A 23,348-nucleotide genomic window follows, 5' to 3' on the forward strand; every position below is an offset into this window, starting at 1 on the left:
CGCCGGACTGGACCCGCGCACCGATCGCGTGCGCATACCGCTGGAGCGGACCGGTGTCACCGAGGTCGACGAACTGGCCGCCACCATACGCACCGTGCTGGCCCGCTACGACGAGCAGGCCGCCCGCACCGCCGAGGCCCTGGACACGGCCCGCTCGTTCTCGGCGGCCGCCGCCCACGAACTGCGCACCCCGCTGATGAGCATAGGCACCAACCTGGACATCCTGGCCGGTCACCCTGGGCTCCCCGAACCGGACCGCACGGAGGTCGTCGCCGATCTGCGCCGCGAACACGGGCGGCTCCTGGGCCTGCTGCTGATGCTGCGCAACCTCGGGCGCGGGGACCTGGCGGAGGCGGAGACATTCCGCACCGCCGACCTGACGGAGATCGCGGAGGCGGCCGTCGCCGAGGCCCGGCGCCATGCGCCCGGCGCGCTGATCGTGCTGGACGCCCCGGCAGGGGTCACCGTGCGCGGCTGGGAACCGGGACTGCGGCTGCTGCTCGACAATCTGCTGGCCAACGGCGTAGCGCACGGAGCCGACGCGGGCGGGCTGGCGAGCGTGACGGTGGGGCTGCGGCGCGTGGGAGAGTGGATCACGGTGGACGACGGCGGACCGGGAGTGCCGGGGCAGCACCGGGAGCGGATCTTCGAGCGGTTCCGGCGCGGCCCGGCCGGCGCCGGCTCCGGGCTCGGCCTCACGCTGGTGGCCCAGCAGACCGCACTGCACCGGGGCGCCATGACGGTCGGCGGAGCACCGGGCGGCACGGGGGCACGCTTCGAGGTGCGCCTGCCTGCCGGGGAGGGAGAACTGCCCAACCGCCGCGACTGGTTGATCGGGACAGCCGGGATATACCGGTCACAGGGTTTCCCCAAAGAGGACTCCTAGCCTGCCGCGGGTCGGGCGGACGAGTGGTCCGCCCGGGAACGGAGGCATGTGATTGAGCGATGGGACCTCATCGGCCTTCGGTGACGGCCCCATGCTGCCGGAACTCATGGTGAGAGCCATAAGGAAGTAAAGGGCAAGATGGGACCATGACCGAGATCCACACTCCCCGTCTTCTCCTGCGCCGCTGGCTGGATGACGACCTCGTCCCCCTGTCCGAGATCCACGCCGACCCGGACGTGATGCGGTGGGTCGGCGACGGTGCGCCGCGCTCCTTTGAGGAAACCTCCCAGGACATCGAAGCCTGGGAGGAGGAGTGGGACGAGGAGGGTTTGGGGATCTTCGCCGTCGAACTCCTCGGATCCGGGGAGCTGGCCGGAGCGGTCGGCCTGTACCTCGCCGACTCCCCGCCCGCCATCGCGGACCAGGTGGCGATCGGCTGGCGGCTCGGGCGCCAGTACTGGGGGCAGGGCTACGCGTCGGAGGCGGCCCAGGCCACGCTCGAGTTCGCCCTCCAGGACCGCGGTCTGGACCGGGTCGTCGCCGTGTGCCGCAGCAGCGACACCGCGTCCGCGAACGTGCTGGACAAACTCGGCATGCGTGCGACGGGCACGGCGCAAGACCCGGACACGGGCCACGACCTGCGGGTGTACGGAATCGATCTCACAGAGTACGAGGCCTAACTACAGCCAGCGGTGGTCACCGTAGTCGTCGCCCCATGAGGCAGCCCAACGCACACGGCGGCCACGGCGTAGCGCCATGGGCGGTGCACGGCGAGCCCACTGCCCGAACTCGCTCGCTGCCCTCCTGCACGGCATCTGATCCGTGACCGAAACCCCTCCCCGCTCCCGGCCAGGCAGGGGTCCCCTCCGCGGGGTCAGGCCCATCTGGTCCGCACCGGCCCGCAGCCGCACGCTCGGCACCGTGCGCGCGTGCGCTCCGAGCCCCGGCGCCATCCCGTGTCACCGGCGAGGCCGGGACGGGCGCCTCGCCCGGCTGACGCCCCTGCGCTGCGGCCACGGCCGGCTGCTCCGGCTCGCCGTACGACGCACCCGCGGGCGCCTGCAGGTCACCGTCCGCACTCCGCACCCTCCGAGGCGGTGCGTCGTACAACCCGTTGGTCGTGTGCGGGTGGGCGCAGACAGCGACATGGACCCGGTCGTGGTCGGCGTGTGCCGCTCCCAGCTCGGCCGGCGCTGACCGACACCGACCACGCGAGGCGGCCCGGACACCGAGGCAATGTCCGGGCCGCTGGCCGAGGCGGTCATGTCGGCCTCGGGCGCGTTCTTGTTGGTCCTCGGGTTCAGCCCTGCAGGGTGCTACCGGCCGGGTGAACGGTCTCGGGGTGCTTGGAGCCTCGGTGGGAGTCGCTGAGCGCGGCCAGCAGCTCGGCGGGCTCCGGCTGCCGGTGCTCGCTGAGGTAGCGGATGCCGTCTCCCTCCGGCGGGCCAGTCTCCTTGGGGTCGGTGATGCACAAGATCAAGAAACTGACGGGGCGAAGCACGACGTCGCTCTCGTTGGAGGAGGTGCTGCGGTCGGCGAACCCGGTCCTTCGGGGCTGGGCTGCCTATTTCCGCTACGGCGCATCGAAGAGAACGTTCTCCCACCTCGGCTGGTATGCGTGGTGGAGGCTGCTTCTCTGGATCCGCTACAAGCACCCCCGCCTGACCTCAAGCTGATGAGAATTCGTGAAAATGGCTCTGTTCGCAGTTCCGTGAATCCCCAGGTCAGCGTGGGGAACGAGGGATCGTTTCGGCAGAGTGTTTCCTGTCATGGCGAGCAAGACGGTCGAGGCTGTGCTGTTTCCCGGGATCGATGTGCGAGTGGAGCGCGTCAGCGCCTCCACCGACGTCCTTGTGGTGGAGGCGGTGTCTACCGCTCGCCCGGGCCGTTGCCCGGACTGCCGGATACAGGCGAGGCGTAACCATTATCTCGTACCAACGCTCCTTGCACGAAAGGCCTTTGGGCTCTCGCCGGGTCATAGTCCGGCTGCGGGTCCGCCGGTACTTCTGTGACCGGAAGAGTTGTTCTCGCAAGACGTTCGTCGAGCAGGTGCCGGGCCTATGCGAGCGGCACCGCCGCTCCAGCACCGGTCTGACCGGCTGGCTGTGGTCGATCGCGATCGAGCTCGGCGGCCGTCCGGCCGCGCGGTTGTGCCGCCGCCTGCAGCTGGTTGCGGGCCGGACTCGGCTGCTCAGGCTGTTGACGGCGGCGCCGGTGCCGGACCGTGCGCCGCGCGTGTTGGGGGTGGACGAGTTCGCCTTCCGCACGGGCTGCGCGTACGGCACCGTGCTGGTCGACGTCGAGGCCGGCCGGGTCGTGGACGTGCTGCCCAATCGCACCTCCGAGACTTTCGCGGCCTGGCTCACCAAGCATCCTGGAGCCGAGATCATCTGCCGGGACCGCGCCACCGCCTACACCAAGGCGGTCAAGGAAGCTGCCCCTCACGCCTTGGAAGTCGCTGATCGCTGGCACCTGTTGCAGAACTTGTCCGCCGCGGTGGCGAAGACCTGCCACCAGCACCGCGACTGCCTGCGTAATCGTGCCGAGGAGGAGACGGTGACCGAGGTGCTGGAGCCGCCCCCGATGCTGTTACCGCCCGCGGAACTGCCCCGCCCGCAGATCATCGAACGCACCCGCCATCGCTACGAGGACATCCATCGCCTGCTGGAGAAACGCTGGACGATCAGCGCCATCGCCCGCCGTCTGAACCTCGATCGCAAGACCGTGCGCCGCTTCCGCGACACCGACCTCGACGAACTGCTGGTCTCCGCCCGCGAGCGCCGCCCCAACGGCGTCCTGGAGCCGTTCAAGGCATACCTCAACGCCCGCTTCACCGAAGCACAAGGCCAGGTCAGCGGTACCCGACTGTTCCTGGAGATCCAGGCTCGCGGCTACCGCGGCAGCCGCCAGGTCGTCCGCAAACACCTCGCTGCCCTTCGCGCGCACCGCCGAACCAGTCCGGGCCGACATTCCGAGCCCTCGCAAGATCACCTCATGGATCATGCGGCCCCAGGAGACGCTCACCGAGAGCCAGGACGAGCGCCTCCTTCAAGTCCGGCTCGCCTGCCCGGACATCACCCGGGCCTGCGATCTCGCTCGGGCGTTTGCCGACCTGGTCCGTCACCAGCGCGGCTACCTGTTGCTGGAGTGGATCCGGCAGGCAGAGCAAGTCGCGCCGAAGCCCACGAAGGGCTTCGCGGGCATTCTTCGCCAGGACCTCGACGCGGTGACCGCCGGTCTGACCTTGCCATGGAGCTCCGGGGTCGTCGAGGGACACGCAAACCGGGTGAAAACACTCAAGCGAGCTATGTACGGCCGAGCCTCGTTCGAACTCCTCCGGGTCCGGATCCTCACCCAGCCGTGAGCTCCACGGAACTGCGGGCAGAGCCGATTTCAGGGCTCTGACCGCAGTCCGTGAGCGGCCTGACAGCGATCAGCGATCAGGTACAAGGACAGGAAGGCGCAGGCCCTTTGGCCGACCCGCCGTAGGCACTTCATGTGCTCGCATGTGCCGGTCAGTCCTGGGCGCTTCGTGCTCTACCAAGCATTCCAGAGCCCGCCGTGACGGTGGCGGACCGGAGGGATATCTGCGTCGTCAAGGTCGTGGCCGGCGTGGTGCAATCCGCGGATCCGCTGGGCTTCGAGTCGACCCTGGAGCCGGGCCCGGCTTTCAGCCGTAGCGATCTCGGCAGAGAACGAGCCCTTTCTGCAATAGAGCACCATCCACTGCCAGGAGGTGATCCGGTGCAGCATCTTCGTAGGGGCAGGGCGACGGCCTTCGCGGGCGGCCTGGGCCAGTTCAGCGTGCATGTAGCGCAGGTCGTACAGGGACATCGTCTCCGAAGCGACGTCTCGGACGCGGAGTTGCCTGGGAGTTGTGCGGACGGTTCGGGACATCGAGAGCCTCCGTAGGGCCCTCTGGGCTTTCCAGAGGTACCTACGGAGGGTGCGTAGTGGTCAGCACGACTCAGCCCCCTCGTCGGTCGGACGATCTACCAGCAGGACAGTAGTCGCGCGGAGGCGTGGAGGCCGGGATTTTCTCCTCGCTCCGTTGCCAGGTCATGCCACTCCAAGATCATTCACGGAACTGCGGCCAGAGCCCAGTTCGCCTTCCGCAAGGGCTGCACCTACGGCACCGTGCTCGTCGACGTCGAGGCCGGCCGGGTCGTGGACGTATTGCCCGACCGTACCTCCGAGACGTTCGCGGCCTGGCTGGCTGAGCATCCCGGTGCCGAGATCATCTGCCGGAACCGCGCCACCGCCTACACCAAGGCAGCCAAGGAGGCCGCCCCGGACGCTTTGGAGATCGCGGATAGGTGGCATTTGCTTCAAAGCCTGTCGACCGCGGTGGAGAAGACTTGCCATCAACATCGCGATTGCCCGCGCAAACGCGCCAAGGAGGAGATGGTGACCGACGTACCCGAGGCGGCCCCAATGCTTTTACCGGCCGCCGAACTGCCCCGCACCCAGATCATTGAGCGCACCCGCCACCGCTACGAAGACATCCACCGCCTGCTGGAAAAACGCTGGACGGTCAGCGTCATCGCCCGTCGGCTGACCCTCGACCGCAAGACCGTGCGCCGCTTCCGCGAGACGGACCTCGACCAGCTGCTGGCCTCCGCCCGCGAGCGCCGCCCCAACGGCGTCCTGGAACAGTTCAAGGCATATCTGAATGCCCGCTTCACCGAGGCACAAGGCCAGGTCAGCGGCACCCAGTTGTTCCTGGCAATCCAGGCACGCGGCTACCGAGGCAGCCGCCAGGTCGTCCGCAAACACCTCCCGTCCTCCGCGCGGGCACCGCCGAACCGGTCCGGGCCGACAACCCCAGCCCCCGCAAGATCACCTCATGGATCATGCTGCCCCGCGAGACGCTCACGGACAGCCAGAACAAGCGGCTGCTTCAAGTCCGACTCGCCTGCCCGGACATCCCCCGAGCCTGCGATCTCGCCCGCGCGTTCGCCGATCTCGTCCGTCACCAGCGCGAATACCTGCTGCTGGAGTGGATCCGCCAGGCCGAGCAGGACGGACCGAAGCCCATGAAGGGCTTCCCCGGCTTCCTCCGCCAGGACCTCGATGCCGTCATCGCCGGCCTCACCTTGCCGTGGAGTTCGGGCATGGTCGAGGGCCACGTGAACCGGGTGAAAACGCTCAAGAGAGCAATGTACGGCCGAGCCTCGTTCGAACTCCTCCGGACCCGGATCCTCACCCAGCCGTGAGGAGTGCCACCTCGTGCTCATGTCATGGGGCGGGTCTGGTGGCAAATGCCGCTATGAGGGTGTCCGCCCTCAACCGCAGCTCGGGATCGGAAGTCCCCGCCACGCATACAGACACCTCATCGCCACCCACGGCCTTGGCAAGGTGCACTTCGACGTGATGGTCCGATCCGACGAGCGGATAGCTGTACCAGCGATCCGGGCGCTCATCATCGGTGGTCTCCAGGCCGAGTTCCACTGCCTGCCAGTCGGTGCCATCGAAGTCGTAGCTGGCATAGTGCGCCAAAAGAGCCAAGAAAGGCTGGACGTTCTCATTCCATATCCACCCCCGTACTGCGCGGTCCCCGTCTCCCTGTGTCACCCGGCCAGAGTGCCACACGTCTACGCCCGGCCCGTCGGTTGACCGTTCACGAAACTGCGGACAGAGCCCTGAAATCGGCCAGGGCCGCTCGCCGCCTCACTCGGTCCGGCGTTCAACGGAGTGACGGGCTTCAACGGAGTGAGGAGCTTCAACGAGCATCGCGCGTGTTTCGGCCGGGGCCACCGGCTCGTGGAATGTGCGGGTCATGTCGGACGACCAAGTGCGCCATCGGGGTCCCCCGCAGCAGCCGTCTACGCTCTCGGCATGCAGCGCAGCGATGTCACGCGGGACGACGGCACGTGGGTGGGCCTGTCCCTGGACGTACACGACCGCCACCAGCCCGGGCTGTGCGTGTTCACTGCCGGGCAGCGACTGCTGGTCTCCCAGCTGTCGCGGCCTGTGCTGCTCGCCGCTGTCGACGAGCACCTCCTGGGCGTGGACTTCTGGCGCACCGACGAGTATCGCTCCTTCGTCCCGCCGCTGCGCGCCGATGTGGGGCGCGCCCTGGCGGGCAGCCCGGAACGGTGGGCTCACCGCTTTGCGCAGTACCTCATCGACTCGCCGGACAGCCCGTTGCACGAGGGCCGGTGGCTGCTCTCACGCGAGAGTCCGCTCCGGCGCTGGCGCCACGCTGATACTTCACATGCCGAGTACTGGAACTCGATGCTCGTCGACGGCCATCCGGACGGATACATCGACTGGTTCGTCCATGCCGGTTCGTGGGAGGTCCTGCCGCTGCGGCCGATGCCCGATGACGACGACAGCCGGGTCAAGGCATACCGTAAGCAGGCCCGCGAAGGAACGCTCCCACCCGTCCTGTTGTGGTGGGTCAGCGGCCTGGACTGCCATCTGATCCTGGACGGTCACGCGCGGCTCGCCGCGGCGATCGCCGAGTCCATCGAGCCTCCGCTACTGCAGTTGCACCGCACGGTGCCGCGCGATGACCTGGCCGCACGCACCGATGAGGCCGTGGGCTTCTACGAGTACGAACTGGCACGCTTCGCCGAACTCCGTGCCGTCCACGGCCCCACCGTCCCGGACGGCGCCGCCACCGCCGGCCCACAGCTCGTCCGCCTCCTCCACGACCTGAACACCGCCGAACAGCTGACCTGGGCCTGGCCCCTGCCGGGCGGAGAGGCCCAGTGGCGTCGCATCGCACGCGAGGTGAGCGCCAGCCAGGACGGGCCCCGTATCTGAATCCTGTCGAATCCCTCCCGCTCACCGTCACGTCCGGGCTTACCGCCGTACCGCCAGGGGCGCGCACGCCGCGATGAAGGGGCGCCTCCCCCAGGCACGAGCTCTCACGCGTACGCGGGCTTTGGCGCAAGCCGCCTTCAGCAGGCGGTCCGCGGCCGAGTCGGTCCGCCCCGGCGGCCCTGGACCCGGCTGGCTGTCAGGCGACATGGGGAGATCCACTGGCAGGTCTGGGGTCACCGTCGAGCAGGAGATGGCCGATTTCAAGGTTCTTTCAGCGATCTCGTGAGAGAGACTCGTCGAAGGGGTCATGTAAGGCTGAATCGGTAGTCTGTGCGGGTGAAGTGCGAGTCTGTAACCGAGTTGGCGGAAGCCGAGTACCGAAGTGTCTGGGATCGCTTCTATGCGGAGTTCGCATTCCATCCGAGCGTCAACCCGGCCAAGTGGCCGGCCGTCAAGGAGCCGGCGGACTCCATCACGTGGAGCCTGGCGTCGCTTGACGAGGACCCGGGCTATGTGCGTCTCGACCGCTTCGTCACGGTTGTCGAACAGGGGCTGACCGCGTGCATCGAACCGCAGGCCAGGCTGTTCGCGCTCGACTGGCAGCACACCTCCTATTCTTTTGATCCCCATCGCGTCGGCGGCCCTGGGCAGGATCCATGGCCGCTGAGTCCCTATCCCGACGGTGATTACTACATCTACCTCTCTGAGGACTTCCAGCTTGGCAGCTTCGGGCACCCCTGGGAGGCGTCGGTGTGTCTGTTCGGCCAGAGGCTTCTCGATGCTGTGGCCGTCGAGGTTGACGACGTGCTGGGGCCGCCGCTGCGTCGTGCCGGCCGCCCATGTCCCGCCGTCTAGGGCCTCTGTTCTACTCGTTTTGCGTGAGAATCCGCGCACGCAGGGGAGAGAACGACGCGCGGCCGTACATGCTCCTCTCCAGAAGCTTGACTCTGGAGATGTGGCCTTCAACACGTGTTGCAGCTCAGCGGCTTGACGAGGCGAAGGCCAACTCGTCTGCACCAAACGGGCGTTCCTGCACGACGGGAGCGTCGGTCACGGTGATCTCCTTGCAGCCGAGGCCGGCACAGTCGGTGCCGGCGCCACGATGGTCATGCGCGGCCTGCCGTCGCCGCAACGCGGGCCGCCCCGGTTCACCCCGTCGGGGAATCCGCACGTCAACGGCACCGTGGCGCACTTCAGCCGAACGACTCAAAGGGGCCACCCGCACGGTGCGGCTTCCGGTCCAACAGAGCCGGTCCAGCCCAGGATTGGCTAGACACATTCCCGGACAGCGGCCGCCGCCCCCGGCATGTGCAGAAGGAGCTCTCCTCCGAGCAATGCTCAGGACCTGTGTGGATCGGCTCGGGGAGGACGTACCTTCCCGGGTGATTGATCGATAGGTCACCGAGCAAGACCGGTGTTCGCAGCACCGGCCGGGAAGGCACGTCCGTGCTCAGCGTAGTGAACGGCGACGGCACCACCGCCAACGGCTCCTCCCTGATTGACGAGATCGTCCGGGACGGGGCGAGAAGGATGCTGGCCGTCGCGCTGGAGGCCGAAGTGAAGGCCTATATAGCCGAGTTGGCCGATCAGCGTGACGAGAACGGCCACCGTCTGGTGGTACGCAACGGCTATCACCAACCCAGGAAGGTCACCACCGCGGCCGGCGTGGTGGAGGTGAAAGCGCCGCGGGTGAACGACAAACGCATCGACGAGGAGACAGGCGAGCGCAAGCGGTTCTCCTCCGCGATCCTGCCACCCTGGTGCCGCAGGAGCCCGAAGATCAGCGAGGTGCTGCCGCTGCTCTACCTACACGGTTTGTCCTCCGGCGACTTCGTGCCCGCGCTGGAGCAGTTCCTGGGCAGTTCGGCCGGCCTGTCTCCGGCCACGGTCACGCGGCTGACCCAGCAGTGGCAGGCCGACCACGCCGCGTTCATGGACCGCGACCTCGCAGAGGTCGACTACGTGTACGTGTGGGCCGACGGCATCCACCTCAATGTGCGCCTGGAGGAGGCCAAAGCCTGCGTACTCGTCCTCGTCGGCGTGCGGGCCGACGGCAGCAAGGAACTGGTCGCGCTCAAGGACGGCTACCGCGAGTCGGGGGAGTCCTGGGCCGACCTGCTGCGCGACTGTGCCCGCCGGGGGATGCGTGCCCCGGTCCTGGCGGTCGGCGACGGGGCTCTCGGCTTCTGGAAGGCCCTGGCCGAGGTCTTCCCCGCCACCCGGCATCAAAGGTGCTGGGTCCACAAAACGGCTAACGTGCTCAACGCTCTGCCGAAGTCCGCCCAGCCCAGCGCCCGCAAGGCGCTCCAGGACATCTACAACGCCGAGGACCGCCACCTCGCGGTCAAGGCGATCAAGACGTTTGCCCAGCTCTACGGCGCGAAGTTCCCCAAGGCGGTCAAGAAGATCACCGACGACGAGGACGAACTGCTGGCCTTCTACGACTTCCCCGCCGAGCACTGGATCCATCTGCGGACGACCAACCCGATCGAGTCCACGTTCGCCCCCGTCCGCCTGCGCACCAAAGTCACGCGTGGGGCCGGATCCCGCACCGCCGCCCTGGCCATGGTCTTCAAGCTCGTCGAGTCCGCCCAGCAGCGGTGGCGGGCCGTGAACGCACCCCACCTCGTCCCCCTTGTTCGTGCCGGGGCCCGCTTCGAACGCGGCCAACTGGTCGAGCGTCCCGCCACCGCCGCGGCATAGGGTCTGGTGCACCATGACTGACCATCACACCTACGGCACCAGCACCCACACCGCCAGCGAGCTGGTCCGGCTCGTCAGTGATCGCCTCGGGCAAGTCTTCACCGAGCGCGACAGCGATTACCGAGGCGTCTACCACCTCGCCAGCAGCCCCAACGGACGGATCGAGATCCAGCCCAACCCGATCCCCGGCGACGACAGCGAAGACGACCTCTATGCTCCGGAACACCCAGCGGCCCAGGTGCTGTTGCTCACCACCACTCCGACCGCGGACCCGGCCCTACAAGCCCGCCTGGGCTCCATCGAAGGGCTCATCCACCTGAACCACGAGACCGTGTGAATAGCTACTGATCCACAGCTTTTGACAATTGCTCGTAACGAAAGGCTCTGGCTGTGTCGCCGTTGGCCTGGTCTTCACTTGATTGGAGTCTGCGTCTCGCCGGCCAGACCGAGGTGGTCCTTGAGCGCGCGCTCGCCGGCGTCGGTGAGAGCGACGGCGCGGCTTGTGCCGATCCGAGTGATCCAGCCGGCGTCGAAGGTGTGACGACATAGAGCGGCGCCGACCGCGCCCGCGAGGTGGGGACGACGTTCGGTCCAGTCCAGGCACGAGCGAACGGGCGGGCGCCGCGTGGCAGGCGGTAGCACAATACCGAGTTCAGCGAGCCAGGCGGTCCCGGCACTGGTGAGAGTCAGTCCCCTCTCCCAGTCCAGCAGTCCCCGATCGGTCATCGCCTTGGTGATCGCGACCCCGAGAGCGCCAGCGAGATGGTCGTAGCATGTGCGGGCGCGGGCCAGCGCCCGGCTGCGGTTGGCAGCGGGCAGTGAGCGGGGCAGATCGGCGCGTCGAGGTGCCATCGAGGCAAGCTTTTCGATCAGTTCGGCCGTGTCGGGGTCGGCCAGACGAACGTAGCGACGGCGGCCCTGGCGCTCCTGCGTGAGCAAACCTCCGCTGACCAGGAGGTTCAAGTGCCCGGTCGCCGTCGAGGCCGCTACTCCGGCATGGCGCGCCAACTGGATCGCGGTCCATGCCCGGCCGTCCAGAAGGGCCAGGCAGAAGTTGGCCCGGGTGCCGTCGGCCAGCAGTGCGGCCAGGGCGGCCAGGTCAGGGCCCTCGATGCGAGCGTCATGGCTGCTCATCGTTGTCCATTGTCCACCTGCGATCCTTCGGCGCCCGCCGAAGCGTCCGCGTTCTACGGTCGGCCCCATGAACACCTCGACGCCCAGCAGCGTGTCCACTGACCTGTTGTCCGAACACGTGACCGTCACGCCGAGCATCCTGTACTTCGGAACGCCGGTCGTGCTGCTCTCCACGGAGAACGAGAACGGCTCTTTCAACCTTGCGCCGATGTCCTCGGCCTGGGCACTGGGCCACGTGATCGTCCTCGGTCTGGGCGCCGAGGGGCAGACCGCGCACAATCTCCGCAGCCGCCATGATCTGGTGGTCAACCTCCCCGCGCCCGCGCAATGGCGGGCAGTGGAACGATTGGCGCCGCTGACCGGGCGCACCCCGGTACCTGTGGACAAGCGTGCTTCCTTCCGCTTCGAACCGGACAAGTTCGCCGCCGCCGGTTTGCGACCTCAGCTCTCCGAGCTGGTTCGGCCGCCCCGCGTCGCCGAATGCCCGATGCAGTTGGAAGCCCGCGTTGCCCGGGCCCAACCCGATACCTCCGGAGAGTTCGTCATCGTCGAAGCCCATGTGCTCAAGGTGCACGCCGATCCCCGGATCGTCGTCACCGGGTCACAGCACATCGACCCAGCGGCATGGAGCCCGCTGATCTACAACTTCCGCCACTACTTCGGACTCGGCCGAGAACTCGGCCACAGTTTCCGCTCCCAGACAGCCTGACGAAGCCTGGCCCGCCGCGAAGAGCCATGCGCCTGGCGAGAGTTGAGCGCGTGCCCTCATCGGCATCCCACACTCGATTCAGACTATTCATACGGAATAATGCTGGTATCTGTGGCGGGGATGAGCTGTTCGAGGTCGAGCCGGTCGAGAAGCAGCAGCCGCGGCGTGGTCCGGCGGCGGTAGACAAGCGGTTCCGGGCGTTCGACCCGCACCAGGCCCTGCTGCCGCCGTCGCTGGACGACTGGCTGCCCGAGGGCCATCTGGCTCGGTTTGTCGCCGACCTAGTCGACGAGGTCCTCGATCTGTCGCCGGTCCTGGCCGACTACACCGAGAAGCGCGGCTTCCCGCCGTATGACCCCCGCTTGATAGTGCGCCTGCTGATCTACGGCTACACCACCGGCGTGCGGTCCTCCCGGGCGATCGAGCGCCGTTGCGTGGACGACGTGGCGTTCCGCTTCCTGGCCGCCGACCAGGCCCCGGACTACCGCTCGATCGCCCGCTTCCGCCGCCGCCACCTGGACGCACTCGCCGACCTGTTCCTGCAGTCGCTGCACCTCGCGCAGAAGCTCGGCATGGTCAAGATGGGCCGTGTCCCCCTCGACGGCACGAAGCTGGAGTTGAGGTCATACGTGACTGAGTTCGGCCACCTCGGCGCCGGGCGGCCGGAGCGGGTCTCGCCGCTCGCGCTCCCGCGCAGCGTTCCGAGCATGGCGGCGGGCGAGGTGGCCATCGACCTGGGCGTGCGCGGCCCCAACTTCACCACCGCCAGCGCATGCGCGTCTGGCGCCACCGCGATCGGAGTGGCTCGGGACCTGCTGCGGTCCGGTGCCTGCGACATCGTACTGGCGGGCGGCAGCGAGTCGGCTTGCTCGCGTATGACGGCCACGTGCTTCACGCGGATGCGGGCGCTGTCCCGGCGCAGGGCGGAACCGGCTCTGGCCAGTCGGCCGTTCGACGCGCAACGTGACGTGGCGGGTCAGCGGACGCAGCACGGCGTGGTCCTCGGTGTCGCGCGGGTACAGCGCGCGCAGGTCGGCAGTCATCATCCGGCGGCTGGCCGGGCGGGTGCAGCTCGATATGCGGCCGCAGCGCGGCGTACACGGCACCGGCCTTCCGCTCCACCAGCAGCCACGGCTCGTACCCTTCCCCCGCCAGCTCCTGGTGTTCCAGCACCTCCGCCCACCCCCACTGGAAGTCCCGCAACTCTTTGACGGCGGTGTCCCAGGCGGGAAACAGCGCGGTGTACGCCTCCTGGCGCCGGCCGCGCAGCCACTGCCCGTGCTCGATGCTGGCCTGGTCGGCGGTCTGCCGCTGAGTGCCGTGGTACCCCAGGTAGACGACGCCGAAGGTGCCGGCGAGGCCAAGTGCGGCGGTGAGGAAGACGGGCCACTGATCACTCATGGCATGCATCTTGCCTACATGGGCGCCGCCATGGAGCGGGTGAGGCAACATGCGGGCTGCCCCAGCCCCGGGCTCTTACAGAGTGATCCGTCCCGACAGCCACCACTCGAGGTACTTGGCCAGGTTCGGAGCCACCCAAGTGCGGCTGTCGTCCTCGTGGTTCCACGCAAAGACATCCGGCCGACCCAGCCCGGGGAGGAGTGCGAAGAGGTCTCCGTTTCCCGCATCTGCGAAGAAGAGCAGCGGATCGAAGGGCATGTAGAGCCTGGCGAGCTCTTCGTCCCTGCGAAGGGTGATGTTCTCAGCGGCGATCCGTTCGGCTGACCAGATGAGGCCTGCCCCGTACTCGCCTTCGATGCCGTTGCTTTCCCGAAGGAGAGCAGCAAGGTCCGCAGGCAGCGGATGCCCGAGCGCGGTCGCGCAGCTGAGCAGCGATGCCTCCGAGGCTGGCGGCTGGAAAACCGCCGGACCAGGCAGGGCAGTGACCAGTTCGGTCCACACGGCTGGAACGACCTCCATGAGACTGTTCGACTATCGAGTGTTCAAGCGGCCCCGTCGGCGTGCGCTGGTGTCTCACGCGTAGCGCGAGGCGCGACTGATCACCGCTCGGACAGTATCGTCCTGGTCCGGTCGGGCATCTGCGGCGCGGAGACAGCGAGCAGCAGGGGCGCAAACCGCGATTCGTCCGCAGGACGCAGGGCCTGGCGCAGCGTCACGTAGCGGACAGCCCGGGTCGGATCGCCGCCTCCGCGGACGATGCGCTTCCGCGTCGCCTGGCAGCGAGCTCAAATCCCGGGAACACCGTCCAGAGTCCCGCATGATCACTATGTGAAACGTGTACCGAAGCAGGTCGGACTGCTCTACGTCGTGCTCGTTGGGGCGTTCCTGGCGTGGTACACACGCGGCCACAAGGTCGAGCCTCTAGTCACCGTAGTCTCCGCGTTCACCGCCCTGCTCGCGCTGCCCGCCGCAGTAGTCGCCGTGCTCCGCCCCGGCAAGACGGGACTGGCGCCCACCCATCTGGGGGACGTGGCCGACCAGCTCGCCCAAGGGGTACGCCAGCAGTGGGAGGCCGAGGCCCGGCTACGCCGCCTGAACGACCCTTTCCCGCTGCCGGTCGCTTGGGAGGCAGCCGACGCGGACCTCGTCGAATCCTGGACGCAGCTGAAGGAGCTGGCCGAGGACTGGCCCGGCCAGTCCCCTGAAGCCGACTCTGCGTGGGCTGTCAACCCCGGGGGTCTGGCCGGCAAGGGGGGAGAGCTCGCCGAGGTCTTCGAGCGCGTCCCCACCCGCCGTCTGGTGGTCCTCGGCGAACCCGGCGCGGGCAAGACCGTGCTGCTGATCCGCCTCCTGCTGGGCCTGCTCGAGCACCGCCCGCCCGGCGGCCCCGTCCCGGTCCTCTTCCCTCTGGCTTCCTGGGACCCCGCCCGGCAGGACCTGTACACGTGGATGGCCGACGAACTCGCCCAGGACCACCCCGCTCTACGCGCCCTCATCCCCGCCAACCCCCCACAGGCCGGCACCTGCACCCAGGCGCGCGCCCTGCTTGCCCATCGGCTGGTCCTGCCCATCCTCGACGGCCTGGACGAGCTCCCCGAAAGGCTGCGGGCCCGGGCGCTGCACGCCATCAACCAGGCGCTTCCGGCCCGGCAGCCGCTGGTGCTCTCCAGCCGTACCACCGAGTACCGAAACGCCCTGACCACACCGGCAGGAGTGACCGTGCTCCTCAACGGAGCTGCGGGCATCCGTCTCCTCTCGCTGGATCCCGCGAAAGCGGCCGCCTACCTGGAACGCGACGCCGGAGGCCCGGGCACGAAGGCCACAGCCCGTTGGAGGCGGGTGACCGCTTCACTGGGCACTACCGCCGCCGTCTCCCAGGCACTGAGCACCCCGCTCGGCCTGTTCCTGGCCCGAACCATCTACAACCCCCGCCCCGACGAGCACCTCTCCGACCTACCTGACCTGTCCGACCCCGACGAACTCCTCGACCAGACCCGATTCCCCACCCGCCAGGACATCGACACCCACCTGTTCACCGCCTTCATCCCCGCCGCCTACCGCCCCCACCCCGACCAGCCCACACCTTGGAGCGCCCAACAGGCCCAACGCACCCTCGCCTTCCTCGCCCGCCACCTCGAACACAGCATCCACGGCACCCCCAACCTCGCCTGGTGGCAACTCCCCGCGCTCTGCCCCGACAGGCACTTGCGACAGGGCTCACTGTCGGCTCATGGCCGGACTACCAGCCAGTCTCCTGGCCTGGCTGCAAGTCGGGCTCCGGTCCGGGCTTGAGTCTGGGGGCGTTATCGGGTTCACGTGTGCAGTGATGGCCGGGGTCATCGCCTGGTCCGTACGAGACAGAAACCCAAGTTCAGGGATCCGCTGGAGCTGGAGAGGCAAATCCTGGCTCACCGTCGGACTCCCCTTCGGGCTGGTGTTCGGACTCATTGTCGTCGTCACGGTAGAGCCCGCGACCGGGTGGGGGCACGGGGTCGTGGCCGGACTCCTAGTCGGGCTCCTGTTCGCGCTCATGGGCGGAGTCAGGTCGGTACACCCTGACCTGGACAAGGCAGTGGGACCCGGCACGGTCCTGCGTCGGGATCGGCGCACCTTTTGGGTCATCACGATGGCGGTGGGGACCTTGGGCGCAATCGCGGATGGGATGGCAACCGCGTATGGGGTCGCAGGGCCGATTGGGATGCCAGTCTGGTCACGGGAGGGGTTCCTGTTCTTGCTCACAGCTGCGCTTTCGGGTTCGTGCTCGGACTCCCGCTCGGCTTCATGCTCGGACTCGCCCGGTCGGTGTGGATGCGGTTCCTGGTGGCTCGGACCGCATTGGCGGTGGCGGGGTGTGTGCCCTGGCGCTTCATGAGTTTCCTGGCCGACGCCCACGAGCGGCGAGGCGTACTACGCCAAGCGGGAGCCGTCTACCAGTTCCGCCACCTCGACCTTCAACGCCACCTCGCACAACACCAACCATGACCGGCCGCATTGTCGTTTCCCAAGAGCGCTGTGAGTGGTTCCCACTACGGTGGAGTCCGGCCGCTACACGTCGGCCTGACTCCGAGCCAGCTCCCGCCGACGCCGGGGGTGGCGACCGAGGACAGAGGGTCTCCGACTCACGTGCCGCATCAGCCCGTGCGTGGTCACGACGCCCACGGTGGGGATGCGTGGGATCTCCGCCGAAGGGGAATTCCGTGACCAGCGAGAAGCAGTTCAAGAAGGACGCCCGCGCGCTCGCGGATCAAGAGGGCATCTCCTACACCGACGCCTGCTGGCGCCTGTGGAAAGCGCCGGCCGCGCCGGCGGACGCGGTCCGGTACGGGTGGCAGCAGATCACGGTCGACGCGCTGTCCGCCGTCGTCGCCGAGCACGGCGTCGGACCGGTACGGGTGATCTGGTCCGAGGACACCCGCCGGCCGACGATCGCCGGACGCAACACCGGGCAGCGCTGGGGTGTGGCCGAGCCCGCCGCCGACGGCTACGTCATCCGCGAAGTCGCCGCGCCCGTGGGGGCCGTGGAGAAGGGCGCGCGGGTGCCCGTGCCGTACCGCACGGCCGGGTGGAGGTCGCCGCACTGTGGCCGGTGGTATGGCACTCCAATGACGAGCCGTTCTGGCGGTTCGTGCACAACGGCTGGTCCGTCGAGAAGCCCGGCCACTTCCCGGACGGGCTGGACCCGATGTGCCCGAGCCCCGATCTGCCCTACGAGGTACGCGGCTACACCGTCCCGGACGGGATCGTCGGTGAAGACCACTGGGGCGGCGCACCACGCTGGTGGACCAAGGCCTGGTGCACCGACCTCGACAAGGCCCGCGAGCTGGCCGATGCCCTGGTCGCCCACCGGCCGCACACCACCGAGCGTCCGGCCGGAGGGGACTGCGGGGAGCTGCGGGCCGAGGTCTGGGAGCAGGTCACCACGGACCGGTCCAAGCTGCCCAGCCGGGTCCACAGGGCCGATGCCGACCCCGACCGGCCGACGGTGCCGCACCTGCCGTTCGACACCTGGCCGCCCGGACTCCCCCGCGCCCAGGCCCGAACCCGCCTGATTCCCCGACGAGCAGCAGCCGCCGCACTACGAGCTGAAGGTATGGAACGAGCGCGACCGGTGGACGTCGCTCGCCTGGTTCACCGGCGGCCTTACCCCGGCCGGTATCGCGACGACGCTATTGCGGGTCAGGTCCACGCCGTACGCCATCACGTACCCCCGTGCTCGTGATCAACCAGGGCAGCACAGTACGGCTCCTTGACGAGCCGTGTAAGCGCCTGTGGATGGCCCGGCAGTCCGAAAGCGCCGCGCGGGCGGGACGTGCGTGTGTGGGATCTCGGCCAGGCGGCGCGCACGTCAGACTCCCCGCGGGCAAGTATCCACGCCCCCGCAGGCGGAGAAGGTTCTCCGAATCGCGCATGAACATCGACTTTTCCTCGCTTCGGCGCGGGCGTGGGCGTGCCAGGGAGGACTTTGCGATGACTCGCAACCGCCGCCGCAAGCTGGACATCCGCGCCGCCGCAGCCGACTCAGGTATCCGCTACACGCGGGCCCGCCGCCAGGCCCTCGAAGCACCCGGCGCCAGCATCCGTACCTACCGGGGCGACATCGGCATCTGCCGCACCTGCGGGCAGCCGGCCTACGACAGCAGCCGCGGCGCCAGCCACTTCGCCGAGCAGGAGGGCGCAGTGCTCTGCCCGGCCTTCTCCGCCGCCGCCAGCGTGCTCCGCATGGACTGGGACTGGCTGTCTCTGGAGCACGTCCGGGAGCGGTACCCGCGCACCGACGCCCCGTTCACGAGGAGGTACAGGCACCTGCGCGCCGACGGCCCGTTCCAGACGTTCACGGGCCCGGTCAGCGTGTGCTGCCACTGCGCTCAGCCCGCCTACCGGGACCCCGAGGTCGGCCCGGCGCACTTCACGAACCAATGAGACGGTGTCCACTGCCCGCGGTTCCCGCTCACCGGCGAGACCCTCACCATCCGGTGGCACCCGCGGTCGCTGGCCGACTGGAAGGCCGGATACCTCAACACCTTCTGACCGCAGGTCAGCGATGTCCTCGTCCCGGGTCTCGTGGCCCGGGGCGCAGAGCGGGGCGGCACGCCCTGCGGTCAGCTGGGGGTGCGGGCTGTGACCCTGGCGGGTCAGGGGTGCTGGTCCTTCTCGCCTGTCACAGCCGCCCCCAGAAGGTGGTGGACGGCGCGGACGGCGTCCTTCATCGCTTGGGCGGGAGCGTTCAGTTCGCGGCCGGTGATGTCGTCCGGGTACTCGCCGGCGGAGGTGAGCGTGTCGAGCGGGCCGGTCAGGGACGCCAGGGCAGAGGTCAGCTCGTACAGGGACCGCCTGGGGTCGGGGACTTCGGTGAGGTCGGTGCGCCGGGCGAGCTGCGAGGCCAGACTGCTGATCTGGGTGATCAGGTCCTCCGGGTTGGTGGGGTTCACTGAGCTCTTTCAGCGTTGCCGTTCCAGGGTGAGGACGGCCGCGGCGATTAACGTCATTCGATTCGGGCCGCATCGGGATCTGCGGAAGATGCGCCAGGACTTCAATCGTGCCTCGGTACCCGCGGACTCACCGCAGTGCGCTCCCACCCTCCTCACCACCGTCGGGTTCCGAGGGCACGTCGGCTTCCCTCCCCCGGCGGGCGGCGAGGAAGCGAGCGGCAGAGCCGGGCACGCCGACGCCGGACCGATGGGCCATGCCACGAGGGCTCCGATGGAAACTGTTCCCCTGGTCAGGGAGCCGACCGCCATGGCCTCTGTCCGTCCGTCAGGCGGCCGACCAACCAGTCCCGCCCGCACGAGGTCGAGACGGCTCGTCCATCGCGGGCGCTCCAGGACATCGCGAACCGGGACGGAACCAGCCTCGCCACGGTCCGCCTGGCTCTGCTGAAGGCCGGCACTCAACTGCGCCCCGCCGGGTCATATCCGGGCCGCCCGAGGAGGAAGTGAGCGCTCCGCTACAGGCGCGGGGTGGGCGCGATCCCGGCATCCGCGGTGGTGACCATCACCGAGCACAGCGTGCCCGGCCGGGCTCAGGGCATCGCCACGGGCCCGGACGGCAACGTCTGGTTCACCCAGCCCCAGGACGTCCAGATCGGGAGGAACTCCACTCCGGTCGGGATTGCCGCCGGTGCGGACGGCAATCTGTGGTTCACCGAATACAACAGCCACAAGATCGGGAAGATCACCCCGGCCGGGGCCATCACCGAGTACCCGGTGCCCACCGCGGGCTCGCGCCCGGACCAGGTCACCACCGGCCCCGACGGCAAGATGTGGTTCACCCACGTCAGCACCAACAAGATCGGCAAGGCCACCACCAGCAGTTTCGTCGACGAGGTCAGCGAGACAGTCCAGCTGGCCCGGACGTCGCGTCGTTTCTTCGATCCGCCCGACAGGGATCAGGCCGTCGAGGACGTCGACGACGAACTGGGACGCGGGGCATGGCTTCGAACTCGTCTCGTGAGTCGTCGTTCAGCACCGTGTGCGTATCAGGTGACGGATGCTCAGCGATGGCTGGGCCCGCCGGTCAGTCGATGCCTTCGATGATGCGGAAGTCGCGCTCGAAGCCGTCGGGGAGGGCCACCAGCGCCTTCTGGTATGCCTCGCTATCGTATGCCGCGACGGCCTGTTCGAAGCTGTCGAACTCGATCAGAACGACGCGTTGCGTGTTTCCGGCCTCGTGGGCGACGACTCGACCGCCACGGGACGGGATCCGGGACAGGACGCGCCCGCCCCCAGCCTGGACAGCCGGACCGGCCAGCTTGTCGTAGGCAGTCAGCCTCTCAGGGTTGGAAATGGCGGGGTAGACACTGACCCAGTAGCCCTTAGCCATGGAATCCTCCTGTGTTGGGCCGGACACGTCCGACTTCGAATTGACACTCAGATCGATCGATCCCGGCGCCGGGTACTGCGGTCAGTTGAATCGTCATATGCGCAGGTTAGGGCTTGATGTGCGGTCGAGGGAAAGACCAGTACGGGATAGACTCAGAACGGATCGTTATCAATCGGCAGGGAGGGCACGTGGCGCCGGATACGGTGAGCCTGCGGTACTTCCTGGTGCTGGCGCAGGAGTTGAACTTCACCCGCGCGGCCGCCCGGATCGGTATCGCACAGCCCGCACTCAGCGCCCGGATGCGCCGATTGGAGGCGGAACTCGGTACGGCCCTGCTGGTCCGCAACACGCGTAGCGTGGTATTGACCACGGCCGGCGCGGCTTTGGCGGAGTCCGCGCCGCCCGCGCTGGCGGCGCTGGACCGAGCATGGGACACCGCCCGGAGCGCGGCGGCCGGTGAACTGGGCACGCTGCGCATCGGATACAGCCTCAGCACCGGGGCCGAGACGGCACCGGCGCTGGTAGACAGGCTGATTCGCGGCAACAGCGGACTCGAGGTCGGCGCGGTCCCGATGGCGACTCCGGAGATCTCCCCCGCGGTCGCCGACGGCCGCATCGATGCCGGGATCACCCGCGGTGAACAGCCGGGCCGTGGCGTGCGCCGGTTCCTGCTGCGGCGTGCGCGCATCGGGGTCCAGCTGGCGCAGCACCATCCGCTGGCCGAACACCCGGAGATCGAGATCGCCGACGCGGCCGCGTATCCGCTGCGACTCCCGGACCGTGCGGCCAACCCCGTGATCCACGATCAGCTGTCCGCACTGTTCCGAGACACCCGACCACACCCCCGATTCCACACGCCCGCAGTCTCTTTCGACATGTCTCAGCGCGACCTGCGCGACGGGGTCACCCTCGCCCCGGCCGGAGAAGCCGCGGCCACGGCACAACCGGCCGGTCTCACCTGGCGACCACTGCGAGGCGCGCCCAGCCTGACGACCCACCTGGTCCTCCCACGCGAGCAGTCACCGCTACACCGCCGCATCCGTGCCGTCGCCAAAACCCTGGCGCACGAGCTGCACTGGCTGCCGGACTGACGCGCAAGCGGTCAAGCGAGACGGGCGCCTGCGGTGGCGAGGCCGAAGACCCTGCGCCCGGCGGACTGCGCGGTGATGACGACGACGGCGGTCTTGCTGAATGTCCGACACGACCTCGCTACGCCGGCGGATCAGCATCCGATGATGGCCCCGGGTCCGGTCCGAGTCGTACACCGCGGCGACATCCTCGCCCAGCCCGAGATCTCGGCGGATACCGCGCCTTCGCCGACGCCGAACCGGACAAGCACGGGTAACCGGCGGGAACGCCCGCCGTCAACGGCGTCCATGACGTCGGTCAATGCTTAACGCCAACCACTGTTCCATTGCTCCCCGAGGCCGGAAATGGCCACGCTCCTGAGACAGAAGCACGGCCATCGGCGTGAGAATGAGCAGAGAGCGGCAGGCCACAGCGTCGGCATGTGACGCGCGTTCTGAGATCCCACATCAGTCTAAGAACGCCGCACAGGGCACACACCCCTCGACCTCAGCCCATCAGGCGTCCGCCGTCCTGGGAGCCCTTCAGCGCGGGAGCGTGCCCTCCCGTGCCGTCGCGGGGCCTGCTCGTACTCGCCTGCGCCCCGGCTCGGGGCCGTCCTGCTGAGTGAACTCCGACAGGCGCCATCCGCCGGCAGCCCAACGCACGAAGCTCTACCAGTCGGTCAGGTCTACAAGGAGATCGCAGTGAGGGTCGTCCGGGGCCGGCTGTTGATGCTGCTCTTCCCCGATGAGGGCGGGGATTGAGGCGATCAGCGCGGTGCGCGTGTTGGTCAGGCGGATGTCGGCGCCGATGATGCCGGGCCGGTCGGGCCGCTGCACGTACAGGCGCATCAGGCCGTCGCCGTGCATCAGGAAGCCGATCAGGAAGGGGTTCTCGTCGTCGCCGGGTTCGGACAGGGCGCGCAGGACGGTGAGGGCCAGGCCCAGTTCGGGTTCCGGGTCCGGGGTGATCTCCTGCGGGCGAAGGCGGATGAGTGTCATCCCCATGGCCTCGCCGACGTCGCTGCTGCTGCAGATCTGGGTTCCGGTCAGGACGGCACGCAATACGCCGGGAACATAGCCAGGGGCCACCCGCTTGCCCGCCAGGGCCCGCGCCAGCAGGGAGACGCCTCTGGCTGGACTCTCCCTCGGTGCGTTCTGGTGGTGCACGGTCGAGGCAACCTCGGCTCCCCTGCAGGCGCCTCGCGCGCACCTCCTGCCCGGCACATGTCCTGGTAATCCCTGCCCGGCGCATGACGTAAGCTGGGCGCACCGACGCGGGGTGGAGCAGCTCGGTAGCTCGCTGGGCTCATAACCCAGAGGTCGCAGGTTCAAATCCTGTCCCCGCTACCAACGCACCGGCCCCCTCGACGCCAATCTCAAGGGGGCCGGAAGCATGTAGGACGCCGGGCCCACAGAGTGAACTCACCACCGACAAGCTCGCCCCGGCAGGTATGGAAGACGGCGCTGAGCAGTCGGTGCAGCCGGGGACGCTGCCGGGCGGAGCGCAGTTGTTCGGGTGGTTGCGCTTGATTCGGGTGTCGTTGAGCGTGACCGTGCCGGGCACCTTGAAGATGCCGCCCCCGCCACCGGCTCTGTTGTCGGCGACCGTTGCTGACGTCGGTTGTCGAGAAGACCTTGCTGATGAACATCTGGTTGCGCCGACTGCCGGCGTGGTCCGTGGAGACGGCGACGGCGTGCTGGCGGGCAAGCTCGGCGCGGACCTGCCCGATCTTCTCCGTTACCACGCTGACCGGCACGGCATGGACGAGGGCTGATGTCGTGGCGGGCGGAACCGGGAAAAGCGGCGGGGCAGGGCAGCAGTGTGCCGGGGCCCGAGCCGGTGCAACAAGCCGAC

26 protein-coding genes, 1 tRNA gene and 5 pseudogenes are annotated in these 23,348 nt (G+C 68.5%); 21 read left to right on the top strand and 11 right to left on the bottom strand.

What is annotated here, in order from left to right:
- The first annotated feature begins 28 nt into the window (after positions 1 to 28).
- Both CRP49_RS48450 and CRP49_RS36560 read left to right on the top strand, forming a co-directional pair.
- Positions 29 to 886: an ATP-binding protein gene (locus tag CRP49_RS48450; RefSeq protein ID WP_257033736.1), complete on the top strand. Its 858-nt coding sequence runs from the start codon at positions 29 to 31 to the stop codon at positions 884 to 886.
- Positions 887 to 1,032: 146 nt separating this feature from the next.
- Entirely contained in the window at positions 1,033 to 1,566 is a 534-nt protein-coding gene (locus CRP49_RS36560; protein ID WP_097257763.1) for a GNAT family N-acetyltransferase, read from the top strand.
- Positions 1,567 to 2,186: 620 nt separating this feature from the next.
- On the opposite strand, the gene CRP49_RS47175 is transcribed toward CRP49_RS36560, so the two are convergent.
- Complete coding sequence (locus tag CRP49_RS47175; RefSeq protein WP_179851941.1) at positions 2,187 to 2,360, bottom strand: hypothetical protein; 174 nt, start codon at positions 2,358 to 2,360, stop codon at positions 2,187 to 2,189.
- Here CRP49_RS47175 and CRP49_RS36570 point away from each other — a divergent pair.
- Together CRP49_RS36570 and CRP49_RS49360 are read left to right on the top strand one after the other, a co-directional pair.
- Entirely contained in the window at positions 2,353 to 2,562 is a 210-nt protein-coding gene (locus CRP49_RS36570) for a group II intron maturase-specific domain-containing protein (protein WP_218893008.1), read from the top strand. The two genes, CRP49_RS47175 and CRP49_RS36570, sit on opposite strands and share 8 nt — an antisense overlap.
- A gap of 136 nt (positions 2,563 to 2,698) precedes the next feature.
- A pseudogene (locus CRP49_RS49360) lies at positions 2,699 to 3,430 on the top strand (ISL3 family transposase); the annotation flags it as partial.
- 45 nt (positions 3,431 to 3,475) lie between these two features.
- Here CRP49_RS49360 and CRP49_RS49365 read toward each other — a convergent pair.
- Positions 3,476 to 3,889 (bottom strand): hypothetical protein, encoded by a 414-nt coding sequence (locus CRP49_RS49365; RefSeq protein WP_143670078.1) that lies wholly within the window; start codon positions 3,887 to 3,889, stop codon positions 3,476 to 3,478.
- Here CRP49_RS49365 and CRP49_RS49370 point away from each other — a divergent pair.
- Positions 3,888 to 4,250: a transposase gene (locus CRP49_RS49370; protein ID WP_097257765.1), complete on the top strand. Its 363-nt coding sequence runs from the start codon at positions 3,888 to 3,890 to the stop codon at positions 4,248 to 4,250. The genes CRP49_RS49365 and CRP49_RS49370 overlap by 2 nt on opposite strands.
- A gap of 173 nt (positions 4,251 to 4,423) precedes the next feature.
- Here CRP49_RS49370 and CRP49_RS36590 read toward each other — a convergent pair whose 3' ends face one another.
- Positions 4,424 to 4,720, bottom strand: coding sequence for a hypothetical protein (locus CRP49_RS36590; RefSeq protein ID WP_143670079.1), 297 nt, complete (start codon positions 4,718 to 4,720; stop codon positions 4,424 to 4,426).
- 243 nt (positions 4,721 to 4,963) lie between these two features.
- On the opposite strand from CRP49_RS36590, the pseudogene CRP49_RS48455 reads away from it, so the two are divergent.
- Positions 4,964 to 5,275 (top strand): annotated as a pseudogene (locus tag CRP49_RS48455) (transposase); the annotation flags it as partial.
- Positions 5,276 to 5,326: 51 nt separating this feature from the next.
- Here CRP49_RS48455 and CRP49_RS48460 read toward each other — a convergent pair.
- On the bottom strand, positions 5,327 to 5,662 hold the full coding sequence (locus CRP49_RS48460; RefSeq protein WP_143670080.1) for a hypothetical protein: 336 nt from the start codon (positions 5,660 to 5,662) through the stop codon (positions 5,327 to 5,329).
- A 77-nt stretch (positions 5,663 to 5,739) separates the two neighbouring features.
- On the opposite strand from CRP49_RS48460, the gene CRP49_RS48465 reads away from it, so the two are divergent.
- Positions 5,740 to 6,102 carry a transposase gene (locus tag CRP49_RS48465; protein WP_097257768.1) on the top strand — a complete coding sequence of 121 codons (363 nt, stop codon included), beginning with the start codon at positions 5,740 to 5,742 and terminating at the stop codon, positions 6,100 to 6,102.
- A 22-nt stretch (positions 6,103 to 6,124) separates the two neighbouring features.
- Here CRP49_RS48465 and CRP49_RS36605 read toward each other — a convergent pair whose 3' ends face one another.
- A complete protein-coding gene (locus tag CRP49_RS36605; RefSeq protein ID WP_257033738.1) occupies positions 6,125 to 6,385 on the bottom strand; it encodes a hypothetical protein in 261 nt (86 codons plus the stop codon).
- Positions 6,386 to 6,724: 339 nt separating this feature from the next.
- Between CRP49_RS36605 and CRP49_RS36610 the strand changes: the two genes are divergently transcribed.
- The 4 genes from CRP49_RS36610 (at position 6,725) to CRP49_RS36625 (ending at position 10,697) form a co-directional block, all read left to right on the top strand.
- Entirely contained in the window at positions 6,725 to 7,657 is a 933-nt protein-coding gene (locus CRP49_RS36610) for a hypothetical protein (RefSeq protein WP_097257769.1), read from the top strand.
- Positions 7,658 to 7,993: 336 nt separating this feature from the next.
- Positions 7,994 to 8,512, top strand: coding sequence for a DUF2716 domain-containing protein (locus CRP49_RS36615; RefSeq protein WP_097259214.1), 519 nt, complete (start codon positions 7,994 to 7,996; stop codon positions 8,510 to 8,512).
- A gap of 591 nt (positions 8,513 to 9,103) precedes the next feature.
- Positions 9,104 to 10,360, top strand: a complete 1,257-nt coding sequence (locus tag CRP49_RS36620) for an IS256 family transposase (protein ID WP_097257770.1) — start codon at positions 9,104 to 9,106, stop codon at positions 10,358 to 10,360.
- 13 nt (positions 10,361 to 10,373) lie between these two features.
- Entirely contained in the window at positions 10,374 to 10,697 is a 324-nt protein-coding gene (locus CRP49_RS36625; protein ID WP_097257771.1) for a hypothetical protein, read from the top strand.
- Positions 10,698 to 10,771: 74 nt separating this feature from the next.
- Here the strand turns inward: CRP49_RS36625 and CRP49_RS36630 are convergent, their stop codons facing one another.
- On the bottom strand, positions 10,772 to 11,494 hold the full coding sequence (locus tag CRP49_RS36630; protein WP_097257772.1) for a helix-turn-helix domain-containing protein: 723 nt from the start codon (positions 11,492 to 11,494) through the stop codon (positions 10,772 to 10,774).
- Between the two features lie 67 nt (positions 11,495 to 11,561).
- Here CRP49_RS36630 and CRP49_RS36635 point away from each other — a divergent pair, with 67 nt between their 5' ends.
- The 3 genes and pseudogenes from CRP49_RS36635 to CRP49_RS36645 form a co-directional block, all read left to right on the top strand.
- Complete coding sequence (locus tag CRP49_RS36635) at positions 11,562 to 12,203, top strand: flavin reductase family protein (protein ID WP_097257773.1); 642 nt, start codon at positions 11,562 to 11,564, stop codon at positions 12,201 to 12,203.
- Positions 12,204 to 12,328: 125 nt separating this feature from the next.
- Positions 12,329 to 12,820: pseudogene (locus CRP49_RS36640) on the top strand (transposase); the annotation flags it as partial.
- Between the two features lie 99 nt (positions 12,821 to 12,919).
- Positions 12,920 to 13,414, top strand: a pseudogene (locus CRP49_RS36645) (beta-ketoacyl synthase N-terminal-like domain-containing protein); the annotation flags it as partial.
- A gap of 265 nt (positions 13,415 to 13,679) precedes the next feature.
- Here CRP49_RS36645 and CRP49_RS36650 read toward each other — a convergent pair.
- Entirely contained in the window at positions 13,680 to 14,105 is a 426-nt protein-coding gene (locus CRP49_RS36650) for an SMI1/KNR4 family protein (RefSeq protein ID WP_097257774.1), read from the bottom strand.
- A 327-nt stretch (positions 14,106 to 14,432) separates the two neighbouring features.
- On the opposite strand from CRP49_RS36650, the gene CRP49_RS36655 reads away from it, so the two are divergent.
- From CRP49_RS36655 to CRP49_RS36675, 3 genes are all read left to right on the top strand, one after another.
- On the top strand, positions 14,433 to 15,896 hold the full coding sequence (locus CRP49_RS36655; RefSeq protein WP_179851951.1) for an NACHT domain-containing protein: 1,464 nt from the start codon (positions 14,433 to 14,435) through the stop codon (positions 15,894 to 15,896).
- Between the two features lie 1,270 nt (positions 15,897 to 17,166).
- Entirely contained in the window at positions 17,167 to 17,823 is a 657-nt protein-coding gene (locus tag CRP49_RS36670; protein ID WP_097257777.1) for a hypothetical protein, read from the top strand.
- Between the two features lie 248 nt (positions 17,824 to 18,071).
- The gene (locus CRP49_RS36675) at positions 18,072 to 18,524 is read left to right on the top strand and encodes a hypothetical protein (RefSeq protein ID WP_097257778.1); all 453 of its coding nucleotides are present in this window, start codon (positions 18,072 to 18,074) and stop codon (positions 18,522 to 18,524) included.
- A 212-nt stretch (positions 18,525 to 18,736) separates the two neighbouring features.
- Here CRP49_RS36675 and CRP49_RS36680 read toward each other — a convergent pair whose 3' ends face one another.
- Together CRP49_RS36680 and CRP49_RS36685 are read right to left on the bottom strand one after the other, a co-directional pair.
- Positions 18,737 to 19,033, bottom strand: a complete 297-nt coding sequence (locus CRP49_RS36680) for a hypothetical protein (protein WP_097257779.1) — start codon at positions 19,031 to 19,033, stop codon at positions 18,737 to 18,739.
- A 9-nt stretch (positions 19,034 to 19,042) separates the two neighbouring features.
- Positions 19,043 to 19,144 (bottom strand): annotated as a pseudogene (locus CRP49_RS36685) (IS5/IS1182 family transposase); the annotation flags it as partial.
- 417 nt (positions 19,145 to 19,561) lie between these two features.
- On the opposite strand from CRP49_RS36685, the gene CRP49_RS36690 reads away from it, so the two are divergent.
- Positions 19,562 to 20,137 (top strand): hypothetical protein, encoded by a 576-nt coding sequence (locus tag CRP49_RS36690; protein WP_097257780.1) that lies wholly within the window; start codon positions 19,562 to 19,564, stop codon positions 20,135 to 20,137.
- Here the strand turns inward: CRP49_RS36690 and CRP49_RS36695 are convergent.
- A complete protein-coding gene (locus CRP49_RS36695; RefSeq protein ID WP_097257781.1) occupies positions 20,118 to 20,423 on the bottom strand; it encodes a DUF1330 domain-containing protein in 306 nt (101 codons plus the stop codon). The genes CRP49_RS36690 and CRP49_RS36695 overlap by 20 nt on opposite strands.
- A 188-nt stretch (positions 20,424 to 20,611) precedes the next feature.
- Here CRP49_RS36695 and CRP49_RS36700 point away from each other — a divergent pair, with 188 nt between their 5' ends.
- Entirely contained in the window at positions 20,612 to 21,514 is a 903-nt protein-coding gene (locus CRP49_RS36700; RefSeq protein ID WP_097257782.1) for a LysR family transcriptional regulator, read from the top strand.
- Positions 21,515 to 22,162: 648 nt separating this feature from the next.
- Here the strand turns inward: CRP49_RS36700 and CRP49_RS36710 are convergent.
- Positions 22,163 to 22,660, bottom strand: coding sequence for a hypothetical protein (locus CRP49_RS36710; protein ID WP_143670081.1), 498 nt, complete (start codon positions 22,658 to 22,660; stop codon positions 22,163 to 22,165).
- Positions 22,661 to 22,766: 106 nt separating this feature from the next.
- On the opposite strand from CRP49_RS36710, the gene CRP49_RS36715 reads away from it, so the two are divergent.
- Positions 22,767 to 22,843: transfer RNA gene (locus CRP49_RS36715), tRNA-Met, on the top strand.
- A 101-nt stretch (positions 22,844 to 22,944) separates the two neighbouring features.
- Positions 22,945 to 23,268 (top strand): hypothetical protein, encoded by a 324-nt coding sequence (locus CRP49_RS36720; protein ID WP_097257785.1) that lies wholly within the window; start codon positions 22,945 to 22,947, stop codon positions 23,266 to 23,268.
- Positions 23,269 to 23,348: the final 80 nt, after the last annotated feature.

The organism is Streptomyces sp. Ag109_G2-15, assembly GCF_900215565.1.
In the GTDB taxonomy this organism is placed as follows: Bacteria; Actinomycetota; Actinomycetes; order Streptomycetales; family Streptomycetaceae; genus Streptomyces; species Streptomyces diastatochromogenes.

What these genes read in the sequence shown, in the direction of transcription:
- CRP49_RS36560 (WP_097257763.1), top strand. Translation starts at nt 1,033, where the DNA reads ATGACCGAGATCCACACTCCCCGTCTTCTCCTGCGCCGCTGGCTGGAT.
- CRP49_RS36570 (WP_218893008.1), top strand. Translation starts at nt 2,353, where the DNA reads ATGCACAAGATCAAGAAACTGACGGGGCGAAGCACGACGTCGCTCTCG.
- CRP49_RS49370 (WP_097257765.1), top strand. Translation starts at nt 3,888, where the DNA reads ATGCGGCCCCAGGAGACGCTCACCGAGAGCCAGGACGAGCGCCTCCTT.
- CRP49_RS49365 (WP_143670078.1), bottom strand. Translation starts at nt 3,889, where the DNA reads ATGATCCATGAGGTGATCTTGCGAGGGCTCGGAATGTCGGCCCGGACT.
- CRP49_RS36590 (WP_143670079.1), bottom strand. Translation starts at nt 4,720, where the DNA reads ATGTCCCTGTACGACCTGCGCTACATGCACGCTGAACTGGCCCAGGCC.
- CRP49_RS48465 (WP_097257768.1), top strand. Translation starts at nt 5,740, where the DNA reads ATGCTGCCCCGCGAGACGCTCACGGACAGCCAGAACAAGCGGCTGCTT.
- CRP49_RS36610 (WP_097257769.1), top strand. Translation starts at nt 6,725, where the DNA reads ATGCAGCGCAGCGATGTCACGCGGGACGACGGCACGTGGGTGGGCCTG.
- CRP49_RS36625 (WP_097257771.1), top strand. Translation starts at nt 10,374, where the DNA reads ATGACTGACCATCACACCTACGGCACCAGCACCCACACCGCCAGCGAG.
- CRP49_RS36630 (WP_097257772.1), bottom strand. Translation starts at nt 11,494, where the DNA reads ATGAGCAGCCATGACGCTCGCATCGAGGGCCCTGACCTGGCCGCCCTG.
- CRP49_RS36635 (WP_097257773.1), top strand. Translation starts at nt 11,562, where the DNA reads ATGAACACCTCGACGCCCAGCAGCGTGTCCACTGACCTGTTGTCCGAA.
- CRP49_RS36675 (WP_097257778.1), top strand. Translation starts at nt 18,072, where the DNA reads ATGACTCGCAACCGCCGCCGCAAGCTGGACATCCGCGCCGCCGCAGCC.
- CRP49_RS36695 (WP_097257781.1), bottom strand. Translation starts at nt 20,423, where the DNA reads ATGGCTAAGGGCTACTGGGTCAGTGTCTACCCCGCCATTTCCAACCCT.
- CRP49_RS36720 (WP_097257785.1), top strand. Translation starts at nt 22,945, where the DNA reads ATGGAAGACGGCGCTGAGCAGTCGGTGCAGCCGGGGACGCTGCCGGGC.